18 protein-coding genes and 1 pseudogene are annotated in these 22,458 nt (G+C 65.3%); 7 read left to right on the forward strand and 12 right to left on the reverse strand.

What is annotated here, in order from left to right; genetic code table 11:
* Positions 1 to 68 precede the first annotated feature (68 nt).
* Both trpS and yhjD read left to right on the forward strand, forming a co-directional pair.
* On the forward strand, positions 69 to 1,100 hold the full coding sequence (trpS, locus tag AAHS21_RS21990; protein WP_342929672.1) for a tryptophan--tRNA ligase: 1,032 nt from the start codon (positions 69 to 71) through the stop codon (positions 1,098 to 1,100).
* 10 nt (positions 1,101 to 1,110) lie between these two features.
* Positions 1,111 to 2,139, forward strand: coding sequence for an inner membrane protein YhjD (gene yhjD / locus AAHS21_RS21995; protein WP_342929673.1), 1,029 nt, complete (start codon positions 1,111 to 1,113; stop codon positions 2,137 to 2,139).
* Here yhjD and nagA read toward each other — a convergent pair.
* The gene (gene nagA, locus AAHS21_RS22000; protein ID WP_342929674.1) at positions 2,136 to 3,263 is read right to left on the reverse strand and encodes an N-acetylglucosamine-6-phosphate deacetylase; all 1,128 of its coding nucleotides are present in this window, start codon (positions 3,261 to 3,263) and stop codon (positions 2,136 to 2,138) included. The two genes, yhjD and nagA, sit on opposite strands and share 4 nt — an antisense overlap.
* Positions 3,254 to 4,603, reverse strand: a complete 1,350-nt coding sequence (locus tag AAHS21_RS22005) for a sugar porter family MFS transporter (RefSeq protein WP_342929675.1) — start codon at positions 4,601 to 4,603, stop codon at positions 3,254 to 3,256. Before AAHS21_RS22005 ends, nagA begins: the two co-directional genes overlap by 10 nt.
* Positions 4,604 to 4,763: 160 nt before the next feature.
* On the opposite strand from AAHS21_RS22005, the gene AAHS21_RS22010 reads away from it, so the two are divergent.
* On the forward strand, positions 4,764 to 6,059 hold the full coding sequence (locus AAHS21_RS22010) for an MFS transporter (RefSeq protein WP_342929676.1): 1,296 nt from the start codon (positions 4,764 to 4,766) through the stop codon (positions 6,057 to 6,059).
* Here AAHS21_RS22010 and AAHS21_RS22015 read toward each other — a convergent pair.
* Both AAHS21_RS22015 and AAHS21_RS22020 read right to left on the reverse strand, forming a co-directional pair.
* Entirely contained in the window at positions 6,056 to 8,959 is a 2,904-nt protein-coding gene (locus tag AAHS21_RS22015) for an MMPL family transporter (RefSeq protein ID WP_342929677.1), read from the reverse strand. The two genes, AAHS21_RS22010 and AAHS21_RS22015, sit on opposite strands and share 4 nt — an antisense overlap.
* A complete protein-coding gene (locus tag AAHS21_RS22020; RefSeq protein WP_342929678.1) occupies positions 8,956 to 9,393 on the reverse strand; it encodes an MmpS family transport accessory protein in 438 nt (145 codons plus the stop codon). The genes AAHS21_RS22015 and AAHS21_RS22020 overlap by 4 nt, the downstream gene beginning before the upstream one ends.
* A gap of 226 nt (positions 9,394 to 9,619) precedes the next feature.
* Here AAHS21_RS22020 and AAHS21_RS22025 point away from each other — a divergent pair, with 226 nt between their 5' ends.
* Complete coding sequence (locus AAHS21_RS22025) at positions 9,620 to 10,882, forward strand: MFS transporter (RefSeq protein ID WP_342929679.1); 1,263 nt, start codon at positions 9,620 to 9,622, stop codon at positions 10,880 to 10,882.
* On the opposite strand, the gene AAHS21_RS22030 is transcribed toward AAHS21_RS22025, so the two are convergent.
* On the reverse strand, positions 10,833 to 13,667 hold the full coding sequence (locus AAHS21_RS22030; RefSeq protein WP_342929680.1) for an MMPL family transporter: 2,835 nt from the start codon (positions 13,665 to 13,667) through the stop codon (positions 10,833 to 10,835). The two genes, AAHS21_RS22025 and AAHS21_RS22030, sit on opposite strands and share 50 nt — an antisense overlap.
* Positions 13,668 to 13,779: 112 nt before the next feature.
* Positions 13,780 to 15,012 carry a D-alanyl-D-alanine carboxypeptidase family protein gene (locus tag AAHS21_RS22035; RefSeq protein ID WP_342929798.1) on the reverse strand — a complete coding sequence of 411 codons (1,233 nt, stop codon included), beginning with the start codon at positions 15,010 to 15,012 and terminating at the stop codon, positions 13,780 to 13,782.
* Positions 15,013 to 15,252: 240 nt separating this feature from the next.
* Here AAHS21_RS22035 and AAHS21_RS22040 point away from each other — a divergent pair, with 240 nt between their 5' ends.
* Complete coding sequence (locus AAHS21_RS22040; protein ID WP_342929799.1) at positions 15,253 to 15,486, forward strand: hypothetical protein; 234 nt, start codon at positions 15,253 to 15,255, stop codon at positions 15,484 to 15,486.
* Positions 15,487 to 15,519: 33 nt separating this feature from the next.
* Here AAHS21_RS22040 and AAHS21_RS22045 read toward each other — a convergent pair whose 3' ends face one another.
* Entirely contained in the window at positions 15,520 to 16,851 is a 1,332-nt protein-coding gene (locus tag AAHS21_RS22045) for an aspartate aminotransferase family protein (RefSeq protein ID WP_342929681.1), read from the reverse strand.
* 154 nt (positions 16,852 to 17,005) lie between these two features.
* On the opposite strand from AAHS21_RS22045, the gene AAHS21_RS22050 reads away from it, so the two are divergent.
* Positions 17,006 to 17,947, forward strand: a complete 942-nt coding sequence (locus tag AAHS21_RS22050; protein WP_342929682.1) for a sigma-70 family RNA polymerase sigma factor — start codon at positions 17,006 to 17,008, stop codon at positions 17,945 to 17,947.
* On the opposite strand, the pseudogene AAHS21_RS22055 reads toward AAHS21_RS22050, so the two are convergent.
* Positions 17,886 to 18,518, reverse strand: a pseudogene (locus tag AAHS21_RS22055) (carboxymuconolactone decarboxylase family protein); the annotation flags it as partial. The gene AAHS21_RS22050 and the pseudogene AAHS21_RS22055 sit on opposite strands and share 62 nt — an antisense overlap.
* A 70-nt stretch (positions 18,519 to 18,588) precedes the next feature.
* Here AAHS21_RS22055 and AAHS21_RS22060 point away from each other — a divergent pair.
* Positions 18,589 to 19,035, forward strand: coding sequence for a hypothetical protein (locus tag AAHS21_RS22060; RefSeq protein ID WP_342929683.1), 447 nt, complete (start codon positions 18,589 to 18,591; stop codon positions 19,033 to 19,035).
* Here the strand turns inward: AAHS21_RS22060 and AAHS21_RS22065 are convergent.
* The 4 genes from AAHS21_RS22065 to sdhC are packed head-to-tail and all read right to left on the reverse strand — an operon-like array spanning position 19,007 to position 22,373.
* Positions 19,007 to 19,810 (reverse strand): succinate dehydrogenase iron-sulfur subunit, encoded by an 804-nt coding sequence (locus tag AAHS21_RS22065; RefSeq protein WP_342929684.1) that lies wholly within the window; start codon positions 19,808 to 19,810, stop codon positions 19,007 to 19,009. The two genes, AAHS21_RS22060 and AAHS21_RS22065, sit on opposite strands and share 29 nt — an antisense overlap.
* Positions 19,810 to 21,564 (reverse strand): succinate dehydrogenase flavoprotein subunit, encoded by a 1,755-nt coding sequence (sdhA, locus tag AAHS21_RS22070; protein ID WP_342929685.1) that lies wholly within the window; start codon positions 21,562 to 21,564, stop codon positions 19,810 to 19,812. The genes AAHS21_RS22065 and sdhA overlap by 1 nt, the downstream gene beginning before the upstream one ends.
* 3 nt (positions 21,565 to 21,567) lie before the next feature.
* A complete protein-coding gene (locus AAHS21_RS22075) occupies positions 21,568 to 22,038 on the reverse strand; it encodes a succinate dehydrogenase hydrophobic membrane anchor subunit (RefSeq protein WP_096285111.1) in 471 nt (156 codons plus the stop codon).
* Positions 22,035 to 22,373 (reverse strand): succinate dehydrogenase, cytochrome b556 subunit, encoded by a 339-nt coding sequence (sdhC, locus tag AAHS21_RS22080; RefSeq protein ID WP_342929800.1) that lies wholly within the window; start codon positions 22,371 to 22,373, stop codon positions 22,035 to 22,037. The genes AAHS21_RS22075 and sdhC overlap by 4 nt, the downstream gene beginning before the upstream one ends.
* Positions 22,374 to 22,458: the final 85 nt, after the last annotated feature.

Raw genomic sequence — 22,458 nt, forward strand, 5'->3', positions numbered from 1 at the left:
ATGCGGTACCGCCGGTACCGCAAGCGAGGGCGCGGCGACCAAAGCGCGCGTGAAAAGATCGGGACATCATGAGCACCACTACCGGACCCAGCCGGATCCTCTCCGGCGTGCAGCCCACGTCTGATTCGCTTCACCTCGGCAACGCCCTGGGCGCGATCACCCAGTGGGTTGCGCTGCAGGACGATCACCCCGACGAGTACGAAGCCTTCTTCTGCGTGGTCGATCTGCACGCGATCACCGTCGCCCAAGACCCCGAGGCGCTGCGCCGCCGAACCCTGGTCACCGCCGCCCAGTACCTGGCGCTGGGGATCGACCCCACCCGCAGCACCGTCTTCGTGCAAAGCCACGTCCCGGCCCACACCCAGCTGGCCTGGGTGCTGGGTTGCTTCACCGGCTTCGGGCAGGCATCGCGGATGACGCAGTTCAAGGACAAGTCGCAGCGCCAAGGCACCGATTCCACCACCGTGGGGCTGTTCACCTATCCGGTGCTGCAGGCCGCCGATGTGCTGGCCTACGACACCGATCTGGTCCCTGTGGGTGAGGACCAGCGCCAGCACCTCGAGCTGGCCCGCGACATCGCGGAGCGGTTCAACAGCCGCTTCCCGGACACGTTCGTCGTTCCCGACATGCTCATTCCCAAGGCCACCGCCAAGATCTACGACCTGGCCGACCCGACGTCGAAAATGAGCAAGTCGGCGACCAGCGATGCCGGCCTGATCAACCTGCTCGACGATCCGGCATTGTCCGCCAAGAAGATTCGCTCGGCCGTGACCGACAGCGAACGCGAGATCCGGTTTGACGTCGAGCTCAAGCCGGGCGTATCGAATCTACTGACCATCCAGTCGGCGGTCACCGGAGTCGACGTCGACAAGCTTGTCGACGGATACGCCGGGCGCGGCTACGGCGATTTGAAGAAGGAGACGGCCGAGGCCGTCGTCGAATTCGTCACCCCGATCAAGGCCCGCGTCGACGAATTGACAGCGGATCTGGCCGAATTGGAGTCCGTGTTGGCGGCAGGCGCACAGCGCGCCGACGAAGTGGCCGGAAAAACGGTTCAGCGGGTCTACGATCGGCTGGGGTTTCTTCCGCAACGGAGGTAGTGCGCTCACGATGGACGAGCCGGCCAAGCCCGGAATCCTTGACCGGTTGCGGGCCCGGTTCGGATGGCTCGACCATGTGCTGCGCGCCTACAAGCATTTCGACGCGCGCAACGGCGGCTTCTTGGCGGCCGGGCTCACCTACTACACGATCTTCGCGCTATTCCCTTTGCTGATGGTCAGTTTCGCGGTCGTCGGTTTCATACTGGCCCGGGATCCACAGCTGCTCGCCAGCATCGACGGCCACATCCGGGACTCGGTCTCGGGCGCACTCGGACAGCAGTTGGTGAATTTGATGAATTCGGCGATCAGCGCGCGCGCGTCGGTCGGTGTGATCGGTCTGGTCACCGCGGCGTGGGCCGGTCTGGGCTGGATGTCGCACACGCGCGCGGCGGTGACCGAGATGTGGTGGGACGAACCGATCCAGTCGCCGGGCTTCGTGCGCGACAAGCTGTCCGATCTGGTCGCGATGGTGGGGACGTTCGTGGTCATCCTCGCGACCGTGGCGCTCACCGCGCTAGGGCACGCGGCTCCGATGTGCGCGATATTGAAATGGCTTGGCATACCCGATTTCTCGATATTCGGCGTGATATTCCGGGGCCTTTCGATACTGGTATCGCTGCTGGTGTCGTGGATGCTGTTCACCTGGATGATCGGCCGGCTGCCGCGACACAAGGTCAGCCTGCCAAACTCGGCGCGCGCCGGCCTGCTCGCGGCGATCGGTTTCGAGCTGTTCAAACAGGTGGCCTCGATCTACTTGAGCATCGTGCTGCGCAGCCCGGCGGGTGCGACATTCGGACCGGTGCTGGGCTTGATGGTGTTCTCCTACATCACCGGGTATCTCGTGCTCTTCGCCACGGCCTGGGCGGCGACGCTGTCCAACGACCCGCGCAGCAAGTACGCTCCGCCGCCCGCGCCCGCGATCATCGCTCCCCGCGTCCTGCTCGACGAGGGGATCAGCACCCGGCAGACGCTGACCGCGATGGCGATGGGAGCCGTTGGTGCGCTTGCCTTTTCCCGACTGACCCGGTGGCTGCGTTAGCGCCAGACGCCGCGGGCCATCACGGCCGTGACCCGCAATTCGCGGTCCAGCACCACGAGATCGGCGTCGAAGCCGACCTGCAGCGCCCCCACCCGCGCCAGCCCGAGCGCTCGCGCCGGCGTCGCGGAGGTCATCTGTGCCGCGGCGACCAGTGCGGCATCGGCGTCCGGGCCGAGCCGCGAGACTGTGCGGAACAGCCGGTCCATCGTCGCGGTGCTGCCGGCGATCGTCGACGTTGCGTGCACCCGGGCCACGCCCGCCTGGACGTCGACCTGCACCGCGCCGAGCTGGTATGCGCCGTCGTCGCATCCGGCGGCGGCGATGGCGTCGGTGATGACGGCGACCCGCTCGGGCCCGGCCGCCCGCACGGCCGCGTGCACCGCGGCGGGGTGTAGGTGCACGCCGTCGGGGATCAGCTCGACGATGACATCGGGGTGTTCCAGCAGCGCGAGGACCGGCCCGGGTGCGCGGTGGTGCAGCGGCGGCATCGCGTTGAACAGATGCGTGCCGACCGTGGCGCCCAGGGCAATCGCCTGCCGCGTGCACTCATACGTCGCGTCGGTATGCCCTACGGCGACAACGACATCCGCGTCCAGAAAGCGCCGGATCGCCTCGCCGGCACCGGAGCGCTCCGGTGCCAGCGTGACCATCCGGATGGTGCCCTCGCCGGCGGCCAGGACGTCGTCGATCTCGGCGGGCTCGGGATCGCGCATCTGGGTCGGGTCGTGGGCTCCGCATCGTGTCGTCGACAGCCACGGCCCCTCCAGGTGGATGCCCGCGACGACGCCGGATCGGGTGGCCTCGGCCAGCGCGCGCACTGCCGCGATCAACTTGTCGGGCGAGGTGGTGACCAGACTGGCCAGTGTCGTGGTGGTGCCGTGACGTTGGTGGAACCGCGCGGCGTCGGCGATATGTTCGGCGTCCAGATAGGAGGCACCGCCGCCGCCGTGTACGTGCATGTCGATAAACCCGGGCACCACAAGGCAATCCGGAAAATCCCGGTCGGGCTGCCCGGGCGGCACACCGGCCCCGCAGGACAGAATCTGGGCACCGGCGATGTGTAGCCAGCCCGGCCGGCAGACCTGGCCGTCCAGGATGACGGCGTCCGCGCGGATCAGGGGCACGGGTCTTCCCAGCTGCCGCCGTTTTCCCAGAAGCGCCGGATTTCCTCGAGTTGTCGCCCCTTGGTTTCCGGTGCGAACTTATAGACGAACCCGAACGCGATCACGGCCAAGACCCCGAATGCCGCGAAAGTGCCTGCGCCGCCCAAGGAATGCAACATCGTCAGGAAAACCGCCGCGACGATCGCGTTGGCGATCAGGTTCGAGGTCAGCATGGTGCTCGACCCGATCGACCGCAACCGGGTGGGGAAGCTCTCGCTGGCGTACACCCAGCCCAGCGAGCCGAAACCCAGGGTGTAGCCGATGATGAACAGCAGAATGCCGGCAAACCCGAGCGCCGCGCCACCGCAGCCCCCGGCGAACACGACCGTCAGCACGATGTCCGCGGCGATCATCATGGCGATGCCGCACAACAGGATTGGCCGCCTGCCCACCCGGTCCACGAGCGTCAACGCGGCGCCTACCGCGGCCAAACCGGCGACCTGCACCAGTGCCGGCAGGCCCAGCAGCGCGAAATTTCCGGTGAATCCCATGGCTTCGAATATTCGGGGGCTGTAGTAGATGATCGCGTTGATGCCGGTGATCTGGAGCAGGAAGCCGAGCGCGACCACGAACAGGGTGGCCCGTAGATACGGCGGTCGCAACATCTCGGCGATGCCGCCTTTGAAACCAGGGGATCCTTCGCTCAACGCGCGGCCGACCTCGGCAAGCTCGTCGTCGGCGTTGGCGGCCGGCTCCACGAGCAGCAGCGTGCGCCGGGCGTCGTCGACCCGCCCTTTGAGCAGGTACCACCGGGCGGTGTCGGGCAGCCGAATCACCAACGGCAGCAACAGGATCACCGGCACCGCGGCCAGCCCGAGCATCCAGCGCCAGCTGTGGCCGCCGGCCAAGGAGTAACCGGCGAGGTACCCGACGATCAGGCCGCTGACGATCGCCAGTTGATAGGTCGTCAGCAACGCGCCGCGCACCGCCGCCGGAGCCGACTCCGCGATGAACACCGGGACCACCACCACCATCACACCGATCGACGCGCCCAGCAGCAGCCGTGCCGCCAGCAGCATCGGCAACGACGTCGAGCACGCACCCAGCAGCGCGAAGGTCGCGTAGGCGATCAGGATCAGCACGATCGATTTCTTGCGGCCGATCGCATTGGCGAGCACACCGGCACCGAGCGCCCCGGCGATCTGCCCGATCACCACCATCGTCGTCAGCAGTTCTTGCTGCGATGTGGTGAGTGCGAAATCTTCGGTGATGAACAGCTGCGCGCCGGCGATGATGGACAGGTCGTATCCGTAGATGAGCCCGACACTGGCGCCGGTGAGCCCAATGCGCGGACCTCTCAAGTGATCCTCACCCGCACGACGGTGCCACAGCAAACATTGGTGGTCAACGGTGGCGCGAATAGGGCCCGAGCTGTCCGCCGATCGGGGGATAAACAATTCCACCCACGGCATCCGATCGGAGGATGTTATTGATTCTTGACCAACCGTAGATTCTGTTGTTATGCCCGTCACCCTGGTTCCCGCCCCCGCGGCCCAGCCGCGCGTGTTCGGGCGGCTGCTTTCCCAGGGCACCTTCTACACCGCAGGCATGCAACTCAGCAACGGCACCGTCATCCTGCCGTTGATCTGCGCACACCAGGGCCTGACCTGGGTGGCGGCGTTGCTCTTTCCGGCCTTCAGCTTCGGTGACATCGTCGGAAACTCGGTGTCCCCCCTGGTGCTGCAGCGAGTAGGCCAGATGCGGCACCGGCTGCTGGCCGTGATCGCGGCCAGCGTGGCCGCGCTGACCCTGTGCGACGCCCTGATTCCCTGGCGCGGCGCCACCACCGCGGTGGTGTTTCTGCTGACCTGCGTGCTCGCGGGAGTGCTGCTCGGAATCGCCGGCGTGGCCTACCCCGACATGGTCTCCAGCAAGCTATCCGGCGCGCGGCGCGGCGAGCTTTTCCTGTACCAGAGTGCCATCGGCTCCGTGCTGGCCACCGTTGTCACGCTGTTCGTCGTGCCGCTGCTGGCCCACGGCAACGAGATGGCGTATCGGCGCGATCTGTTGTGGCTGGGTGCGGTCGGGCTGGCCGGTTCGGCCGTCGCGGCGCTGTTCGTCGGCCAGTCGCGGTCCACGTCTACCACCACCCGGATGTCGATGCGGGACACCTACCGGGAGGGTTTCGCGGTCGCCCGGTCCCAGCCGTGGTTTGGCCGGTACATGGTCGCCTGCCTGTTGTTCGGCCCGGTCACCCTGGGCACCACCTTCTATGCGCTGCGCACCGCTCACCACAGCCGCAGCCTGCATGTGCTGGTGATCCTGTCCAGCATCGGACTGGTGTTCGGGTCGCCGCTGTGGCGCAAGGTTTACCACATCTTCGGGGTGCGCGGGATGATGCTGGGCAGCGCGCTACTCAGCATCGCCGCCGCCACGCTGACCCTGGCGGCCGAAGTCTGCGGCCAATGGACCCACATCTGGGCGTACGGCACGGTGTTCTTGATGGCCACGGTGGCCGCCCAGGCCGTTTTCGCCGCGGCGATCTCGTGGATCAGCGTGGTCGCCGACGAGTCGCACCGCGGCACCCTGATCGCATTCAGCTCGACGCTGGTTGCCGTCGAAACCATGGCACTGGCGGCGGTGCTCGGGAACCTCGCGCAGAACCACTCCAGCATTTGGCCCGATGTCGTGGTGCTGATCCTGGCCATCGGCGCCGCACTGGCTTCGCTGAGCGCTCCGCCGTCGGAAACACGGCGGGCGGTCGCTGCCATCCGCGTCCCGACCGTGGCACCCGCGCCGATGTTGCAGGCGGCCTAGGGTCGCGCTGTCTCCGGTGACTTTTCGGCGGGTGGCAGCAGTAGGGCGCGTACCAGGCGGCGGGGTCCGGACGATCTGAGCAGGTGGCTGGCCGGGCGGGGGCGGACTTGTTGTGGCCACCAGAACCAGCGTCCGAGCAGGGCGGCGATGGACGGTGTCATGAAGGAGCGCACGATCAGGGTGTCGAACAGCAGGCCCAGGCCGATGGTGGTGCCGATTTGGCCGATGATGCGCAGATCGCTGAAGACGAAAAGCGACATGGTGACGGCGAAGACCATGCCGGCGGCGGTGACGACGCCGCCGGTGCCGGCCATGGCGCGGATGATTCCGGTGTTCAGCCCGGCGCCGATTTCCTCTTTGAGTCGGGAGATCAGCAGCAGGTTGTAGTCCGATCCGACGGCCAGCAGCAGGATCACCGACATCGCCAGCACCAGCCAGTACAAGTCGATGCCGAGAATGTCCTGCCAGAGCAGCACGGATAGGCCGAAGGAGGAGCCGAGCGAAAGCAGTACCGTCCCGACGATCACGGCGGCGGCGATCAGGCTGCGGGTGACGATCATCATGATGATCAAGATCAGACTGATCGCGGCGACTCCCGCAATGAGCAGGTCGTAAAACGCGCCCTCTTGGATGTCCCGGTACGTCGAGGCGGTGCCGCCCATCGAGATCGCCGCGCCCTGCATCGGAGTCCCCTTGATGGCCTCTTTAGCCGCCAGCTGGATCGGCTCGACACGGGAGATGCCCTCGGGCGTCGACGGATCTCCGTCCATCGCGATGATGAAGCGGGCCGCCTTGCCGTCCGGTGACAAGAACATCTTCAGGCCCCGCTTGAAATCCGGATTCTCAAAGGCCGACTGCGGGAGATAAAACGAATCGTCGACCCGGGCGGCGTCGAAGACCCGTCCCATCGCACCCGGGTCTTTGGTGTTCATCTCCTGCTCCTTATAGAAGGACAGCAGTGTGCCGTGCCAGACGACCAGCATGTCGCGCATGATCGTCATCGTCGAAATCATCGGCAGCATCTGCGCGCGCATCTCCGGTAGCAGCCGGATCAGGACGTCCATATCCTTGACGAGCGACTCCAATTTCTCGCTCAGCTGATCGATGTTGTCGAACGTCTCGAATATCGACCTGACCGCCCAGCAGGCCGGAATATCGAAACAGTGCTTCTCCCAGTAGAAATAGCTGCCGATCGGTCGCAGGAAGTCCGACAAGTCCGCAAGATGATCTCTTATTGTGTCGGTGGTGTTGGACATATCGTGCGTGAGGTGATCCATATCGACCGTGTTGTCGACGATTTCGCCCATGAGCTGATACATGTGCTTCATCGTGTCGATGGATACCGTCATCGCCTGCGCTTGGATCACCATGTCGTCCAGGCGGTCCTTCATGAATTGCATGTTTTCGGCCTGTGAGACGCCCTGCATGCTCATGATGAACGGAATCGACGTGTGTTTGAGAGACGTTCCCAGGGGCCGGGTTATCGATTTCACCTGCGAGATTCCGGGGCTGTGAAAAATGGCTTTCGCGACCTTGTCCAGGATCAACATGTCCACCGGGTCGCGCATGTCATGATCGGATTCGATCAAAAGCACATCGGGGTTCAGCCAGGACTGGGAAAAGTGCCGGCCCGCGGCCGCATCCCCGACGACGGCTGGCATGCTGGCCGGCACGAATCTGCGTAAATCGTAAGTTGTCCGGTAATTCGGCAAGGCCAACAACCCGACGAATGCCACCGCGCAGGTCGCCGCGAGCACCGGGCCGGGCCAGCGAACGATTGCGGTTCCCACCCGACGCCACCTCCGCGTGGCCATCCTGCGCTTGGGTTCGAAGAACCTGAAGAAGCTGGCGACGGTCAGCACCGCCGGCCCGAGCGTGAGCGCGGCGAGGACCGCGACCAACATGCCGACCGCACACGGTGGCCCGAGCGACTTGAAGTACGGCAACCGTGCGAAGCTGAGGCAGCACATGGCGCCGGCGATGGTCAACCCGGAGCCCAGAATCACGTGGGCGGTTCCGTGAAACATGGCGAAGTAGGCGGCTTCTCGGTCCTTACCCGCGTAGCGGGCCTCGTGGTAGCGGCCGAGCAGGAATATCGCGTAATCCGTGCTGGCGGCAATGGCCAGCAGCGTGAGCAAGTTGACCGCGAAGGTCGAAAGGCCGAAAACGCCGTGATCAACCAGAAAACTGACGACGCCGCGAATCGCCCCGAGCTCGATCCCGACCATGGCCACCACGAGGATCATCGTGACGAAGGACCGGTAGATGAAGAGCAGCATCGCCGCGATCACCACGCCGGTGATCAGGGTGACCCTGGCGATACTTTTATCGCCGGCCTCGGACTGATCGGCGATCAGCCCCATCGAGCCGGTCACATACGCCTTGAGCCCGCGTGGCGCCGGTGTGGTGTCCACGATGTGGCGTACGGCGTGGACCGAGTTGTATGCCGCCGTTTCACTCTTGCCGGCAAGGTAGACCACTACATACGCGGCTTTATCGTCGGCACTTTGCGATCCGCCCGCCGTCAGCGGGTCACTCCAGAAGTCCTGGATGTGCGCGACGTGCTGAGTATCGGCCGAAAGCCGCCGCAACAGCTCGCTATAGAAGCGGTGCGCCTCGTCGCCGAGCGGCTTGTCGCTTTCCAGCACGATCGTGGCCGCGTTGTCGGTACCGGATTCTCCGAATACCTGTCCCACCCGTTTGAGCGCCTGAATCGACGCGCCGCCCTTGAGGCTCATCGAAACGGAGTGCGCTTTGCCGACCGCCTCCAGCTGCGGGATAGCGATGTTGAGCAGTGCCGTGAGGCCGAGCCAGATCAGGACGATCGGCACCGCGAATCGACGGATCATCTTTGGCAACAATGGGGGACTGGAGTCGGGTGCGGCGGCTGCTTGGCTCATCCGGCATTCACCTGGCAGAAGGTCAACGCTTTCGGTCCGGTTTCGGACCGCTCATCCTTGGTCGTGCCGTTCACCTTGATTCGGCAGCCGATGACGCCGCCGCTGCTTTGCGCCAAAAGATTGACGGTGACCGAAGTCAGCGTCGTCGACACCGTTTGCGACCACGGCAGCGGAATATTTTCCAGACGTTGCACGCGTGCGTCGGGGTCCAAATACGCGATCTTTGCCGTCGGGGCGGGGCCGAAGACTTCATAGGTGACTTGTTTCGGGTCGAACACCGGGTCGTCGAGATCAGCCTTGACCCTGACAACGGGATGTCCGTGAACGCCGAACATGCTATGGAGGCGATAGATTCCGAGCGCCGCGACGCTGGCAATCGCAATAATGGCCAGCAGCAACCACATTCGTTTCACGACTCGGGTAACCGAAACCATCTTTACCCCCCGTGCGTTCTCACCGGGTCGCAAAACGATTTGATGTTTCTTTGCGTTAGCGGCTTACGCTACCGTCAATGCGCTAAAGCATCGAGTCTTTCAGGCAATCGTTATATGGCTCGATGATTCAATGGGCCGCTTCCCCTAACCGGGGGACATGCACTTCGTCCGGTCTTGTCCGATCGGTGGATAGTTCTGCCTGCTCAGAGCCCATAATGTCGACGGCATGGCCGCATTACCGGCAGAGGTTTCAGCCCACACGAACCCATTCCCGCGGGTTCCGTCGCAGGGCGCGTTCTATACGGCCGGCATGCAGTTCAGCAATGGCGCCGTGGTGCTGCCCTTCATCTGCGCACACCTGGGCCTCACCTGGCTGGCCGCGCTGCTGTTTCCGGCGTACGGCCTCGGCTCCATCGTGGGAAATTCGGTGTCGCCGGCGGTGCTGCGGCGGGTGGGCCAGGTGCGGCACCTGCTGCTGGCGGCGATGGCGGCGAGCGTGGGCGCGCTGATCTTGTGTGACGCGGTGATCCGTTGGAATGGCGCGATCACGGCGGCGGTATTTCTGCTGACCAGCGCCGGGGGCGGAATCATCGTTGCGGTTTCCAATGCCGCCTACCCCGACATGACCTCCAGCAGCCTGTCGGCGTTGAAGTTGCTGATGATCCAGGGGACCATCGCCTCGGTGGTGGCCACCGTTGCCGCACTGTTCTTCGTGCCGGGGCTGGCCACCGGCGACAAGGCGGTGTTGCACCGCGATCTGCTGTGTCTGGGCGCATTCGGACTGGCCGCCGCCGGCTTCGCGGCACTGTTCGTCGGCCCGGTACGGTCCACATCGATCACCCCGAGGGTCTCCGTGCGCGACACCTACCGGCAGGGCTTCGGCCTCGCCCGCACCCAGCCGTGGTTTCGCCGGTATGTGATCACGTGCCTGTTGTTCGCCCCGGTCACCCTGGGCACCACCTTCTATGCCCTGCGGACCGCGCACCACAGCGGCAGCCTGCGGGTGTTGGTGTTCTTGTCCACCATCGGACTGGTCGTCGGTTCCGCGCTGTGGCGCAAGATCTACCAGCTGTTCGGGGTGCGCGGGATGATGCTGGGCAGTGCCCTGCTCAGTGCCGCCGCGGGGATGCTGTCCATCGTGGCCCAGTCGTGCGGCCAGTGGACCCACATCTGGGCCTACGGCACGGTGTTCTTCCTGGCGGCCGTGGCCGCCCTGGCCGTCTTCGCCGGGGCGATTTCCTGGATCGGCGTGGTCGCCGCCGAACCCCACCGGGCGCCGCTGATCGCATTTTGCTCGATGCTGCTCGCCATCGAAACCATGGCGCTGGGCGGCGCTCTCGGCGGCATCGCGCAGGACCAATCCACGATCTGGCCGGTGGCCGTCGTCCTGATCCTGGCCGTCGCGGCCGCCGTTGCGTCCTTGGGTGCGCCCCCGCGGCCTAGGGCAGCAGTAGGGCCCGCACCAACCGCCGCGGTCCGGACGATCTGAGCAGCTGGCTGGCTGGGCGCGGGCGTACTTGTTGTGGCCACCAGAACCAGCGGCCGAGCAGGGCGGCGATCGATGGCGTCATGAACGAGCGCACGATCAGGGTGTCGAACAGTATGCCGAGGCCGATGGTGGTGCCGATTTGGCCGATGATGAGCAGATCGCTGAATACGAATAGCGACATGGTCACGGCGAACACCATCCCGGCGGCGGTCACGACGCCTCCGGTGCCGGCCATCGCGCGGATGATTCCGGTATTGAGCCCGGCGCCGATCTCCTCTTTGAGTCGGGAGATGAGTAGCAGGTTGTAGTCCGATCCGACGGCCAGCAGCAGCATCACCGACATCGCCAACACCAGCCAGTACAGATCGATGCCGAGTAGGTCTTGCCACAGGAGCACGGACAGGCCGAAGGAGGAGCCGAGCGAAAGCAGTACCGTCCCGACGATCACGGCGGCGGCGATCAGGCTGCGGGTCACGATCATCATGATGATCAAAATGAGACTGATCGCGGCCACCACGGCGATCAGGAAGTCGTAGAAGGCGCCCTCTTGGAGGTCCTTGAAAGTCGCGGCGACACCGCCCATCGAGATCGCGGCGCCCTGCAGTGGGGTTCCCTTGATCGCCTCTTTGGCCGCCTGCTGGATCGGCTCGACGCGGGCGATGCCTTCGGGCGTCGCGGGATCCCCGTCCAGCGCGATGATGAAACGGGCCGCCTTGCCATCGGGCGACAAGAACGTGCTCAGCACCCGCTTGAAGGCGGGGGTGTCGAAGGCCGACTGGGGCAGGTAGAACGAATCGTCGACTTGGGCGGCGTCGAAGACCCGGCCCATCGCGCCCGGGTCTTTGCTGTTCATCTGCTGCTCTGCGTTCAACGACGCCAGCGTGCTGTGCCAGGCCGCCAGCATGTCCCGCATCGTCGTCATCGTGGAAATCATCGGCAGCAGCTGCGCGCGCATCTGCGGCAATAGAACGGTCAGCACGTCCATGTCTTCGGCGAGGCCCTGCAATTTTTCGCTCAGCTGATCCACGTTGTCGGCCAGCTCGAATACGGATCTGATCGCCCAGCAGATGGGGATATCGAAGCAGTGCTTTTCCCAGTAGAAATAGTTGCGAATCGGCCGAAAGAAATCGTCGAAGTTGGCGAAGTGATCTCGTAAATCATCCGTGATGCCAGATATGTCGCGCGTCAGGTGATCCATGTCGACGGTATTGGCGACAAGCTGACCCATCAGGTCGTACATATGATGCATCGCGTCGATCGATACATCCATCGCGTGTTCCTGGACCACCATGTCGTCCACGCGGCCCTTCGTGAATTCCATGTTTTCGGCGTTCATCACGTCGCGCATGCTGAGGATGAACGGAATCGACGTATGGTCGATGGATCTGCCGAGGGGTCGGGTTACCGATTTCACCTGTGCGATTCCGGGGCTGTGAAAGATGGCTTTTGCCACCTTGTCCAACACCAGCGTGTCCACCGGATCGCGCATGTCGTGATCGGATTCGATCAACAGCACCTCGGGGGTCAGCCGGCCCTGTGAGAAGTGCCGGCCCGCGGCCGCGTCGCCGACATTCGACGGCATGCTGGCGGACATGAATTTGCGCAAATCGTAAGTCGTCTTGTAATTCGGCAGGGCCAGCAAGCCAACGGACGCCACGGCGCACGTCGCCGCCAGTACCGGGCCGGGCCAGCGAACGACCGCGGTACCCACCCGGCGCCATCGCCGAGTGTTCGGTCGTCGTTTGGGGTCCAACAGCTTGAAGAAGCTGGCGACGGTCAGCACCGCCGGTCCGAGCGTGAGCGCGGCGAGGACCGCGATCAACATGCCGATGGCACAGGGAGCGCCGAGCGTCTTGAAATACGGAAGCCGGGCGAGGCTCAGGCAATACATGGCGCCGGCGATGGTCAAGCCCGAGCCGAGAATCACATGTGCGGTCCCGTGAAACATGGTGTAGAAGGCGGTTTCCCGATCTTCGCCGGCGTAGCGCGCCTCGTGGTAGCGGCCAAGCATGAATATCGCGTAGTCCGTGCTGGCGGCGATGGCCAGCAGGGTAACCAGGTTTGTCGCGAACGTCGAAAGACCAAAAGCGTTGTGGTAGGCGAGAAAGGCGACGACCCCGCGGATCGCCCCCAGCTCGATCCCGACCAAGACGAGGACGATGACCATGGTCACGACGGACCGGTAGATCAACAGCAACATCGCTGCGATCACCAGGCTGGTGATCAGGGTGACCTTGGCGACGCTCTTGTTGCCGGCCTCGGTTTGGTCGGCGATTAGTGCGTACGGACCCGTGATATATGCCTTGACCCCGCGCGGCGCCGGCGTGCTGTTGACGATATGCCGGACGGCGTGAACCGAGTTGTATGCTTGCGTTTCGTTGTTGCCGACGAGGAACACGACGACATAGGCGGCTTTATCGTCCGCGCTTTGTGATCCCCCCGCCGTCAGCGGGTCACTCCAGAAGTCCTGGATGTGCGCGACGTGCTGGGTATCGGCCGAAAGCTTGTGCATCATCTCGGCGTAGAAGCTGTGCGCTCCGTTATCGAGTGGCTTGTCGGATTCCAGCACAATCGTCACCGAGCTGTTGGACTCAAACTCGTGGAATACCTGACCCACGTGCTTGATCGCCTGCACCGCGGCCGCGTCTTTCGGGCTCAGCGATACCGAGTGTGCTTTGCCGACCACTTCCAGCTGCGGGATAGCGAGATTCACAACGGCGGTCAGCGCCACCCATAACAGGACGATCAGCACCGCAAAGCGGGCGATCGTTCGCGGCAACGACATTCGCGTCACGACTCCGGTAGCCGAAATCATCTTTACCCCGAATGTTTCGTTGCGTTAGCGAGCTAAACGCTACCGCCGAGGTGCTGCGGCATTGCAGGAGTTCAGCTAATCGTTATATGGCGCGGCGATTCATCGAGCGCGCGACCATAATCAGCGAGAACACCACGATTGCGCCGATGATGCCGACGCCGACCCGTACCGGCAACGCGTCGGCCGAGGGCAATAGCCCCGCCGCCTGGGATCCGGCCCCGGGCCGGTCCGCGGCGGGGTCTTGTTTGGGCGCCAGCGACGGGTCGGGTGCGATCAGGGCGCCGACCTGGGTGCCCTGCGTCGTGGCGAAGCCGTAGTCGAGCAAATGCGCCGCCTGCTCCCAGGGCGCGATCGGCTGCCGGGTGCCGTGCATCAAGATCGCCACCAGCCGTCGGCCGTCGTGGTTTGCCGCGCCGACGAACGTCTGGCCGGCATCGTCGGTGTAGCCGGTCTTGCCGCCGAGCGCGCCCGGATATTTGTAGAGCAGCTGGTTGTCGTTTTCCAGCTCGTAGCCCGGGTGGTCGCCGTGACCGGGGAAGTCGAAGGTCTTCGTCGCGACGATGTCGGCGAAAGTCGGGTTCTGCCAGGCGTATCGGTAGAACAGGCCGATGTCGTAGGCCGAGGTGCTCATGCCCGGTCCGTCCAGTCCCGACGGTGTCGCCACCCGAGTGTCCTGGCCGCCGAGTTTGGCGGCCAGCACGTTGATCTTCTCCACCGCCTGCTGCATTCCGCCCAGCTGCATGGCCAGCGCGTGTGCCGCGTCGTTGCCGGAGTGCATCAACAGCCCGTGCAGCAGCTGGTTGACGGTGTAGACGCCGCCGTCGTCCACGCCGACCTTGGTGCCTTCGGCAGCGGCGTCGTCGGCCGTTCCGGTCACCGACTTGTTAAGCGGCAGCGTGTTCAGGGAGGCCATCGCGACCAGCACCTTGATGATGCTGGCCGGGCGGTGGCGGCCATGCGGATCCTTGGCCGCGATTACCGCGCCGCTGTCCAGATCCGCGACCAGCCAGGCGTCGGCGGAGACGTCGGTCGGCAGCGCCGGGGTGTCGGGCGCGGTGACGATGCCGCAACCGGACAGAGCCTCGCCGCCCACCGGCTTGGCGGGCACCGCCAGCGGAATCGGCGGATCGCCGGCCTGCGGCACCTCCGACGAGTCCACCGCGGGTGGAGTGTTCACCCTGTACGGGCAGCTGGGCGCCCCGGCGTTGGCCCCGGGGCTCGGCTCCGCGAGCGCGGTGGGCATGCCCAAAGCGGCCGGGGCTGCGGTCATGAAAACCGCCGCGACCAGGCAGGATGCAGAACGTAGGCGAGCTATTGAGCGGGGCATTGGAGTGCAGACTAGGCGATCGGGCGCCCGATTGCCGGGAGCCGCGCTGTGACTGCTGAGGCTGATGTGACAAGTTCATCCGTGCGGCGCAGGCACCGACAACCCACTACGCTGACAGGAGCCAACAGCCGTCGACGTCGAAAAGGGTGCGCCATTTCAAGCGAGCGATTGTGGTCGAAGTGGTGGCGCCGCGACGGCACCAACGGATCCGGCGGCTCGCCGCGATCGCTGGAGCAGCTGTTCAAACAGGTGGAGAAGTCGACCCAGGTACGGCGGACGGGACTTGACCAGGTGTTGGCCGAGTTGGAGATGCATCGCGACGCCGCCGACGATGCCGAGGCGCGGTCGGCGCTGGCCTGGCTGTGCAATTCGCTGTCGCGGTTCGTGAGCAACCCGAGCGCGGCGCACGCCCGCCAGCTGGTGATGGCCACCGGCACCGCCAGAGCCGCGCTGGATCGTTGAGCTCGCGGCCTCTGCGCCCCGGCTTCGCCGGGTCTAGAACCGCTTCCACGCCTCGCTGAGCACGCCCCGCAGGATCGATTCGATCGTGTCGAATTCGGCCTGACCGCTGATCAGCGGCGGTGCCAACTGTACGACGGAATCGCCGCGATCGTCGGTGCGGCAATACAATCCGGCCTCGAACAGCGACTTGGACACCTGCCCCAGCAGCGTCCGGCGTTCGGTGTCGGTAAAGGTCTGTTTGGTCGCCTTGTCCTTGACCAGCTCGACGCCGTAGAAGAAACCCTCGCCGCGTACGTCGCCCACGATCGGCAGGTCGTACAGCTTCTCCAGGGTGGCGCGCAAGGCAGGCGCGTTGGCTTTGACGTGGTCGTTGATGCCTTCGCGCTCGAAGATGTCCAGGTTGGCCAGGCCGACGGCCGCCGAAACCGGATGGCCGCCAAAGGTATACCCGTGCGGGAACATCGTCTCGCCGTCGTTGAACGGCTCGAACAACCGCTCGCTGGCGATCATCGCGCCGATCGGGGAGTAGCCCGACGTCATGCCCTTGGCGCAGGTGATCATGTCGGGCACATAGCCGACGTCGTCACAGGCGAACATGGAGCCGATCCGGCCGAACGCGCAGATCACCTCGTCGGAGACCAGCAGCACGTCGTATTCGTCGCAGATCTCCCGGACCCGCTCGAAATAGCCTGGGGGAGCAGGGATGCTGCCGCCTGCGTTCTGCACCGGTTCGAGGAACACCGCGGCCACGGTGTCGGGCCCCTCGAACTCGATCGCCTCGGCGACCCGGTCGGCGGCCCACTGCCCGAAGGCTTTTGGGTCGGTGCGAAAGGGTTCGGGCGCCCGGTAGAAGTTGGTGTTGGGCACCCGGAAGCCGCCCGGCGTGACCGGTTCGAACGGCGCCTTGAACCGCGGCAGCCCGGTGATCGCCAGCGCTCCCTGAGTGGTGCCGTGGTAGGCGATCGCGCGCGAAATCACCTTGTGCTTACCGGGTTTGCCGGTGAGCTTGAAATACTGCTTGGCCACTTTCCACGCGGTCTCGACGGCCTCGGTGCCGCCGGTGGTGAAGAACACCCGGTTCAGATCGCCGGGGGCATAGTGGGCCAGGCGCTCGGACAGCTCGATCGCGGGCGGGGTCGCGTACCCCCACAACGGAAAGAACGCCAGCGTGCTCGCCTGCGCGGCCGCGACCTCGGCCAGTTCGGTGCGGCCGTGACCGACCTGCACGGTGAACAGCCCGGACAGCCCGTCCAGATAGCTCTTGCCGCGGTCGTCGTAGATCATGACGCCCTCACCGCGGGTGATGATCGGCGCGGTGATGTCTGCGCCGTGACGAGCGAAGTGCAGCCAAAGATTGTCAGTCATCGTGCCCGTGAGCGTAACGCCACGGCCGCCGATCACTTCAGCAGTACTCCGGCGTCCACGGTCAACATGGTGCCGGTGATGTAGCGACCGGATCGGGGGCCGCCGGTAGCCAGCGCGCGCACGGATGTGGTCGGGATGCGCATAGGCTCGGGTCATGACCGCAACGCAGGTCACCGATTTCGAAGCGCTGCGCCCCCACCTGATGGCGGTTGCGTACCGGGTGACGGGCACCGTGGCCGACGCGGAAGACATCGTCCAGGAAGCGTGGCTGCGCTGGGACAGACAAGACGGGACGATCACCGACCTGCGCGCCTGGCTGACCACCGTGGTGAGTCGGCTCGCACTGGATCGGTTGCGGTCGGCCGCCCACCGGCGCGAGACCTACACCGGCAACTGGCTGCCCGAGCCGGTGGTGACCGGCTTCGGAGATTCCCAAGGCACCGATCCGCTGTCTGTCGTGGTGGCGGGTGAGGACGCGCGATTCGCGGCGATGGTGGTGCTGGAGCGGCTGTCCCCGGATCAGCGGGTCGCCTTTGTGTTGCACGACGGGTTCTCGATGCCGTTCGCCGAGGTGGCTGACGTGCTGGGAACCAACGAGCCGGCCGCCCGCCAGCTCGCCTCGCGGGCCCGCAAGGCCGTCGCGAGTCAGCCGCCGCCGAAACCCGATCCATCGCACAACGAGGTGGTCGGCAAGCTGATGGCCGCGATGGCCTCCGGCGACCTGGAAGCGGTGGTGGCGCTGCTGCATCCGGACGTGACATTGACCGGCGATGCGAACGGCAAGGCGCCCACCGCGATCAACGTCATCCACGGGGCGGAGAAGGTGGCCCGATTCTTCTTCGGCCTGGCCAACCGCTACGGCCCGGCGATGTTCACGACGTATCAGCTCGGGTTGGTCAATGGCGAACTCGGCGGCTACACCGCGGGCGGGCCCGCCGGCGACGGCTATCGCGAGATGATGCCCCGGATCATGGCGATGACGGTGCGCGACGGAAAGGTTTGTGCCCTATGGGATGTCGCCAACCCCGAGAAGTTCACCGGATCCCCGCTGCGCCGTCGGTCGCCCACGGAACGCGGCAACTATCACCGGAATTGAAGCCCTGCTCGGTGATGCCCAGCGCCGAGTTCATCCGCGCCCGCATGTTCTCCAAGCCGATCTGATAGGTCAGCTCGATCACCCCGGCGTCGCCGAACCGCGCCCGCAGGTCGGCCACCTGCTCGTCGGTGACGGTGTGCGGATCGGTGGTCATCGCGTCGGCGTACGCGATCGCGGCGCGCTCGTCATCGGTGAACGCCGCCGAAGTGGCGTACTCGTCGATCTCCCTGAGCCGCTTGATGTCCAGGCCGTCCAGCCGCTGCAGCATGGACCCGAAGTCGACGCACCACGAGCATCCGATCGCGCGCGCGGTCCAGTACACGGCGAGCTCACGCACACTGACCGGGAGCGTGCGGGACGCCCGCTCGACCAGGGTTTCGTGCACGGCGCCGGCGACCATCAGCCGGCGATGATGTGCGGCCACCGCGAATGGTTCGGGCACCTGGCCGTAGCGCCGCTTGGCGATCCGGTACATGGCGCGGGTCATCAGGCCGGCGCGCTTGGGTGTTAGGGGCTCGAGGCGTGTTTTCTGTGTCATACCCCTCAGACGACGCAGCTTCGGCAAGTGTGACCGACGCAGGCGATCTTGATCCCAAGAATTTACCAAGAATCCGATAAGGATCCCCGGCAAGTGTGTGGTGATGACTTACTGCTATTTCGACGAGCCGCCCCGACTCGAAGACATCGAGCCGGCCACCCACAGCGAGGTGCTGGTCGCCGAACCGCGGCTGGACCAGGCCCGCGTCCGGGCCGCGGTCGACGCGGTTTTCGCTGCTCACCCCGACCTGGGCACCGTGTTCGAGTCGAAATTGAAGATCTGGATGACCCGACCGGGCGGCGGCTGGGCGTGGGGCGTGGAACCACCCGGCGGCAGCGTCACCGACGTCATTGCGCGGCATTTGGCCAGTTTCGATATGCACACCGGCCGGTTGTTCGCCGTCTCGCTGCTGCCGGGCGAACCCGACCGCGTGGTGCTGACTGCCAGCCGGCTCTGCATCGACGAGGCGGCGTGGCGGGCGGTGGTCGACGACCTGGTCGCCGAGTGCCACACCGCCGGGCTCAGCGTGAGAACATCAGCGCGCGCTTGACCTCTTGGATCGCCTTGGTGACCTGAATTCCGCGCGGGCAGGACTCCGTGCAGTTGAACGTGGTGCGGCAGCGCCACACACCGTCGACCTCGTTGAGGATGTCGAGGCGCTCAGCGGCGGCCTCGTCGCGGCTGTCGAAGATGAACCGGTGCGCGTTGACGATCGCCGCCGGGCCGAAGTAGGTGCCCTCGCTCCAGAACACCGGGCAGCTGGTGGTGCAGCACGCGCACAGGATGCATTTGGTGGTGTCGTCGTAGCGGGCGCGGTCGGTCGGGCTTTGGATGCGCTCGCGGGTCGGCGGGTTGCCGCTGGTGATCAGGTACGGCTTCACCGCCCGGTAGGCGTCGAAGAACGGTTCCATGTCGACGACCAGGTCCTTCTCCACCGGCAGACCACGGATCGGCTCGACCGTGATCGTCAGGGACTTGCCCGGCTTTTTGGGCAGCAGGTCGCGCATCAGCACCTTGCAGGCCAGCCGGTTCACGCCGTTGATCCGCATCGCGTCGGATCCGCAGACGCCGTGGGCGCAGGATCGCCGGAAGGTCAGCGTGCCGTCCAGGTAGCCCTTGATGTAGATCAGCAGGTTGAGTAGCCGGTCGCTGGGCAGACACGGCACCCGAAAGCTTTGCCAGCCACCGGTTTTCGCGAACGCATCAGGATCGTCGGGATTGAACCGGGCGATCTTGAGAGTCACCATCACCGCGCCGTCCGGAACCGCGGGCAGGGGTGGTTCTCCGGGCAAGGCCTGTGGTGCGTCGGGTGCTTCGACGGACATCAGTACTTCCGCTCCTTGGGTTCGTAGCGCGTCTGCACGACGGGCTTGAAGTCGAGCGCGATGTCGCTCAACAGCTCGCTGCCCTGCTTATAAGCCATCGTGTGGCGCATGTAGTTGACGTCGTCCCGATTCGGATAGTCCTCGCGGGCATGCCCGCCGCGGGACTCCTTGCGGTTCAACGCGCCGACGACGGTGACTTCGGCCAGCTCCAGCAAGAACCCCAGCTCGATGGCTTCCAGTAAGTCGCTGTTGAAACGTTTTCCCTTGTCGTGCACGCTGATTCGCGAGTAGCGCTCCTTGAGCGCGTGGATGTCGGTGAGCGCCTGCTTGAGTGTTTCCTCGGTGCGGAACACCGCGGCGTTGTTGTCCATCGTCTGTTGCAGCGCGCCACGGATGTCGGCGACGCGTTCGTTGCCGTGCTCGCTGAGGATGTCGGCCACCCAGCCGAGGACCATGGCCTCGGGATTGGGCGGCATGTCGACGAAGTCGTGGCCCCGGGCGTAGCTGGCCGCGGCGATGCCGGCGCGGCGGCCGAAGACGTTGATGTCGAGCAGCGAGTTGGTGCCCAGCCGATTGGCGCCGTGCACGGAGACGCACGCGCACTCACCGGCCGCGTACAGTCCGGGGACGGTGGATGTGTTGTCCCGCAACACTTGTCCGGAGACCGTGGTCGGGATACCGCCCATCACGTAGTGACAGGTGGGGTAGACCGGCACGAGCTCGTGCACGGGGTCGACGCCCAGGTAGGTGCGGGCGAACTCGGTGATGTCGGGCAGCTTGGATTCCAGCACGTCTTCGCCGAGGTGGCGGACGTCGATGTACACGTAATCCTTGTGCGGCCCGGCGCCGCGGCCCTCCAGGACCTCCAAAACCATCGAGCGGGCCACGATGTCGCGGGGCGCCAGGTCGACGATCGTCGGGGCGTAGCGCTCCATGAAGCGCTCGCCCTCGCCGTTGAGCAGCCGGCCACCCTCGCCGCGCACGGCCTCCGAGATCAGGATGCCCAACCCGGCCAGGCCGGTCGGGTGGAACTGGTGAAATTCCATGTCCTCCAACGGAAGTCCCTTGCGGAACACGATGCCGATACCGTCGCCGGTCAGCGTGTGCGCGTTGGAGGTGGTCTTGTACATGCGACCGGAGCCGCCGGTCGCGAGCACGACGGCCTTGGCGTGGAAGACGTGGATGCGACCGGTGGCCAGCTCATAGGCGACGACGCCGGTGGCCACCGGGCCGCTGGGCGTCTGGGTGAGCACCAGGTCGAGCGCGTAGAACTCGTTGAAGAACTGCACGTCGTGCTTGACACAGTTTTGGTAGAGCGTCTGCAGGATCATGTGGCCGGTGCGGTCCGCGGCGTAGCAGGCCCGGCGTACCGGGGCCTTGCCGTGATCGCGGGTGTGGCCGCCGAAGCGGCGCTGGTCGATCCGGCCCTCGGGGGTGCGGTTGAACGGCATCCCCATCTTCTCCAGGTCGAGCACCGCGTCGATGGCTTCCTTGCACATGATCTCGACGGCATCCTGGTCCGCGAGGTAGTCACCGCCCTTGACGGTGTCGAAGGTGTGCCACTCCCAGTTGTCGTCCTCGACGTTGGCCAGCGCCGCGCACATGCCGCCCTGGGCGGCGCCGGTGTGACTACGGGTCGGGTAGAGCTTGGTCAGCACCGCGGTGCGCACCTGGGGGCCGGCCTCGACGGCCGCCCGCATCCCGGCACCGCCCGCGCCGACGATCACCACGTCGTATCGGTGTTGCTGGATCACGGGTTAGCCTCCGACATCGGGGTTGAACGTCATCAACACGTAGGTACCCAGCACCAACGTGAATCCCATCGACAACAGCAGCAGGCTGTTCAGCCAAAACCGGGTGCTGTTCTTGCGGCTGTAGTCGTCGATGATGGTGCGCAGGCCGTTACCGCCGTGCAACTGCGCCAGCCACAGCAGCGACAGGTCCCAGAATTGCCAGAACGGCGACGCCCAGCGCTGCGCCACGTAGTTGAAGTCGATGCGGTACACGCCGTTGTCCCACATCAGCATGATGAACAGGTGCCCGATCGCCAGGAACACCAGCGCGACGCCGGAGAACCGCATGAACAGCCAGGCGAATTTCTCGAAGTTGGGGATGCCGGACCGCCGCCGCGGTGAGCGCGGGTTGTCCAGGCTGGGCGGGCGATCGTGGCTGCGCTGCAGGACCGGCGCTACCTCGCCGCGGCCGAGCTGAAGGTCGGGGCTGCTCATCGGAAGTGCTCCATCATGTGGACGCCGATGGCCACTGCCGCGGGCACCATGACCAACAGGTAGACGACGGCGACGACCCACAGCATCGTCTTCTGGTGGCGGGGACCCTCGGCCCAGAAGTCGATCAAGATGATGCGGATCCCGTTGAGTGCGTGGAATCCCACCGCGGCGACCAAGCCGAACTCCATCAGGCCGACGATCGGCGTCTTGTAGGTCGCGACCACTTCGTTGTAGGTCTGCGGGCTCACCCGGACCAGGGCGGTATCCAGGACGTGCACGAACAGGAAGAAGAAGATCGTCGCGCCGGTGATGCGATGCAGCACCCACGACCACATCCCCGGATCTCCCCGATACAGGGTGCGTGGTGGCCGCCGCTTGCGTGATGGCTCTGTGGTCTCAGTGCTCAAACCGGTCCTTATG

The sequence above is a fragment of the Mycobacterium sp. 050272 genome (assembly GCF_039023525.1).
GTDB lineage: Bacteria > Actinomycetota > Actinomycetes > Mycobacteriales > Mycobacteriaceae > Mycobacterium.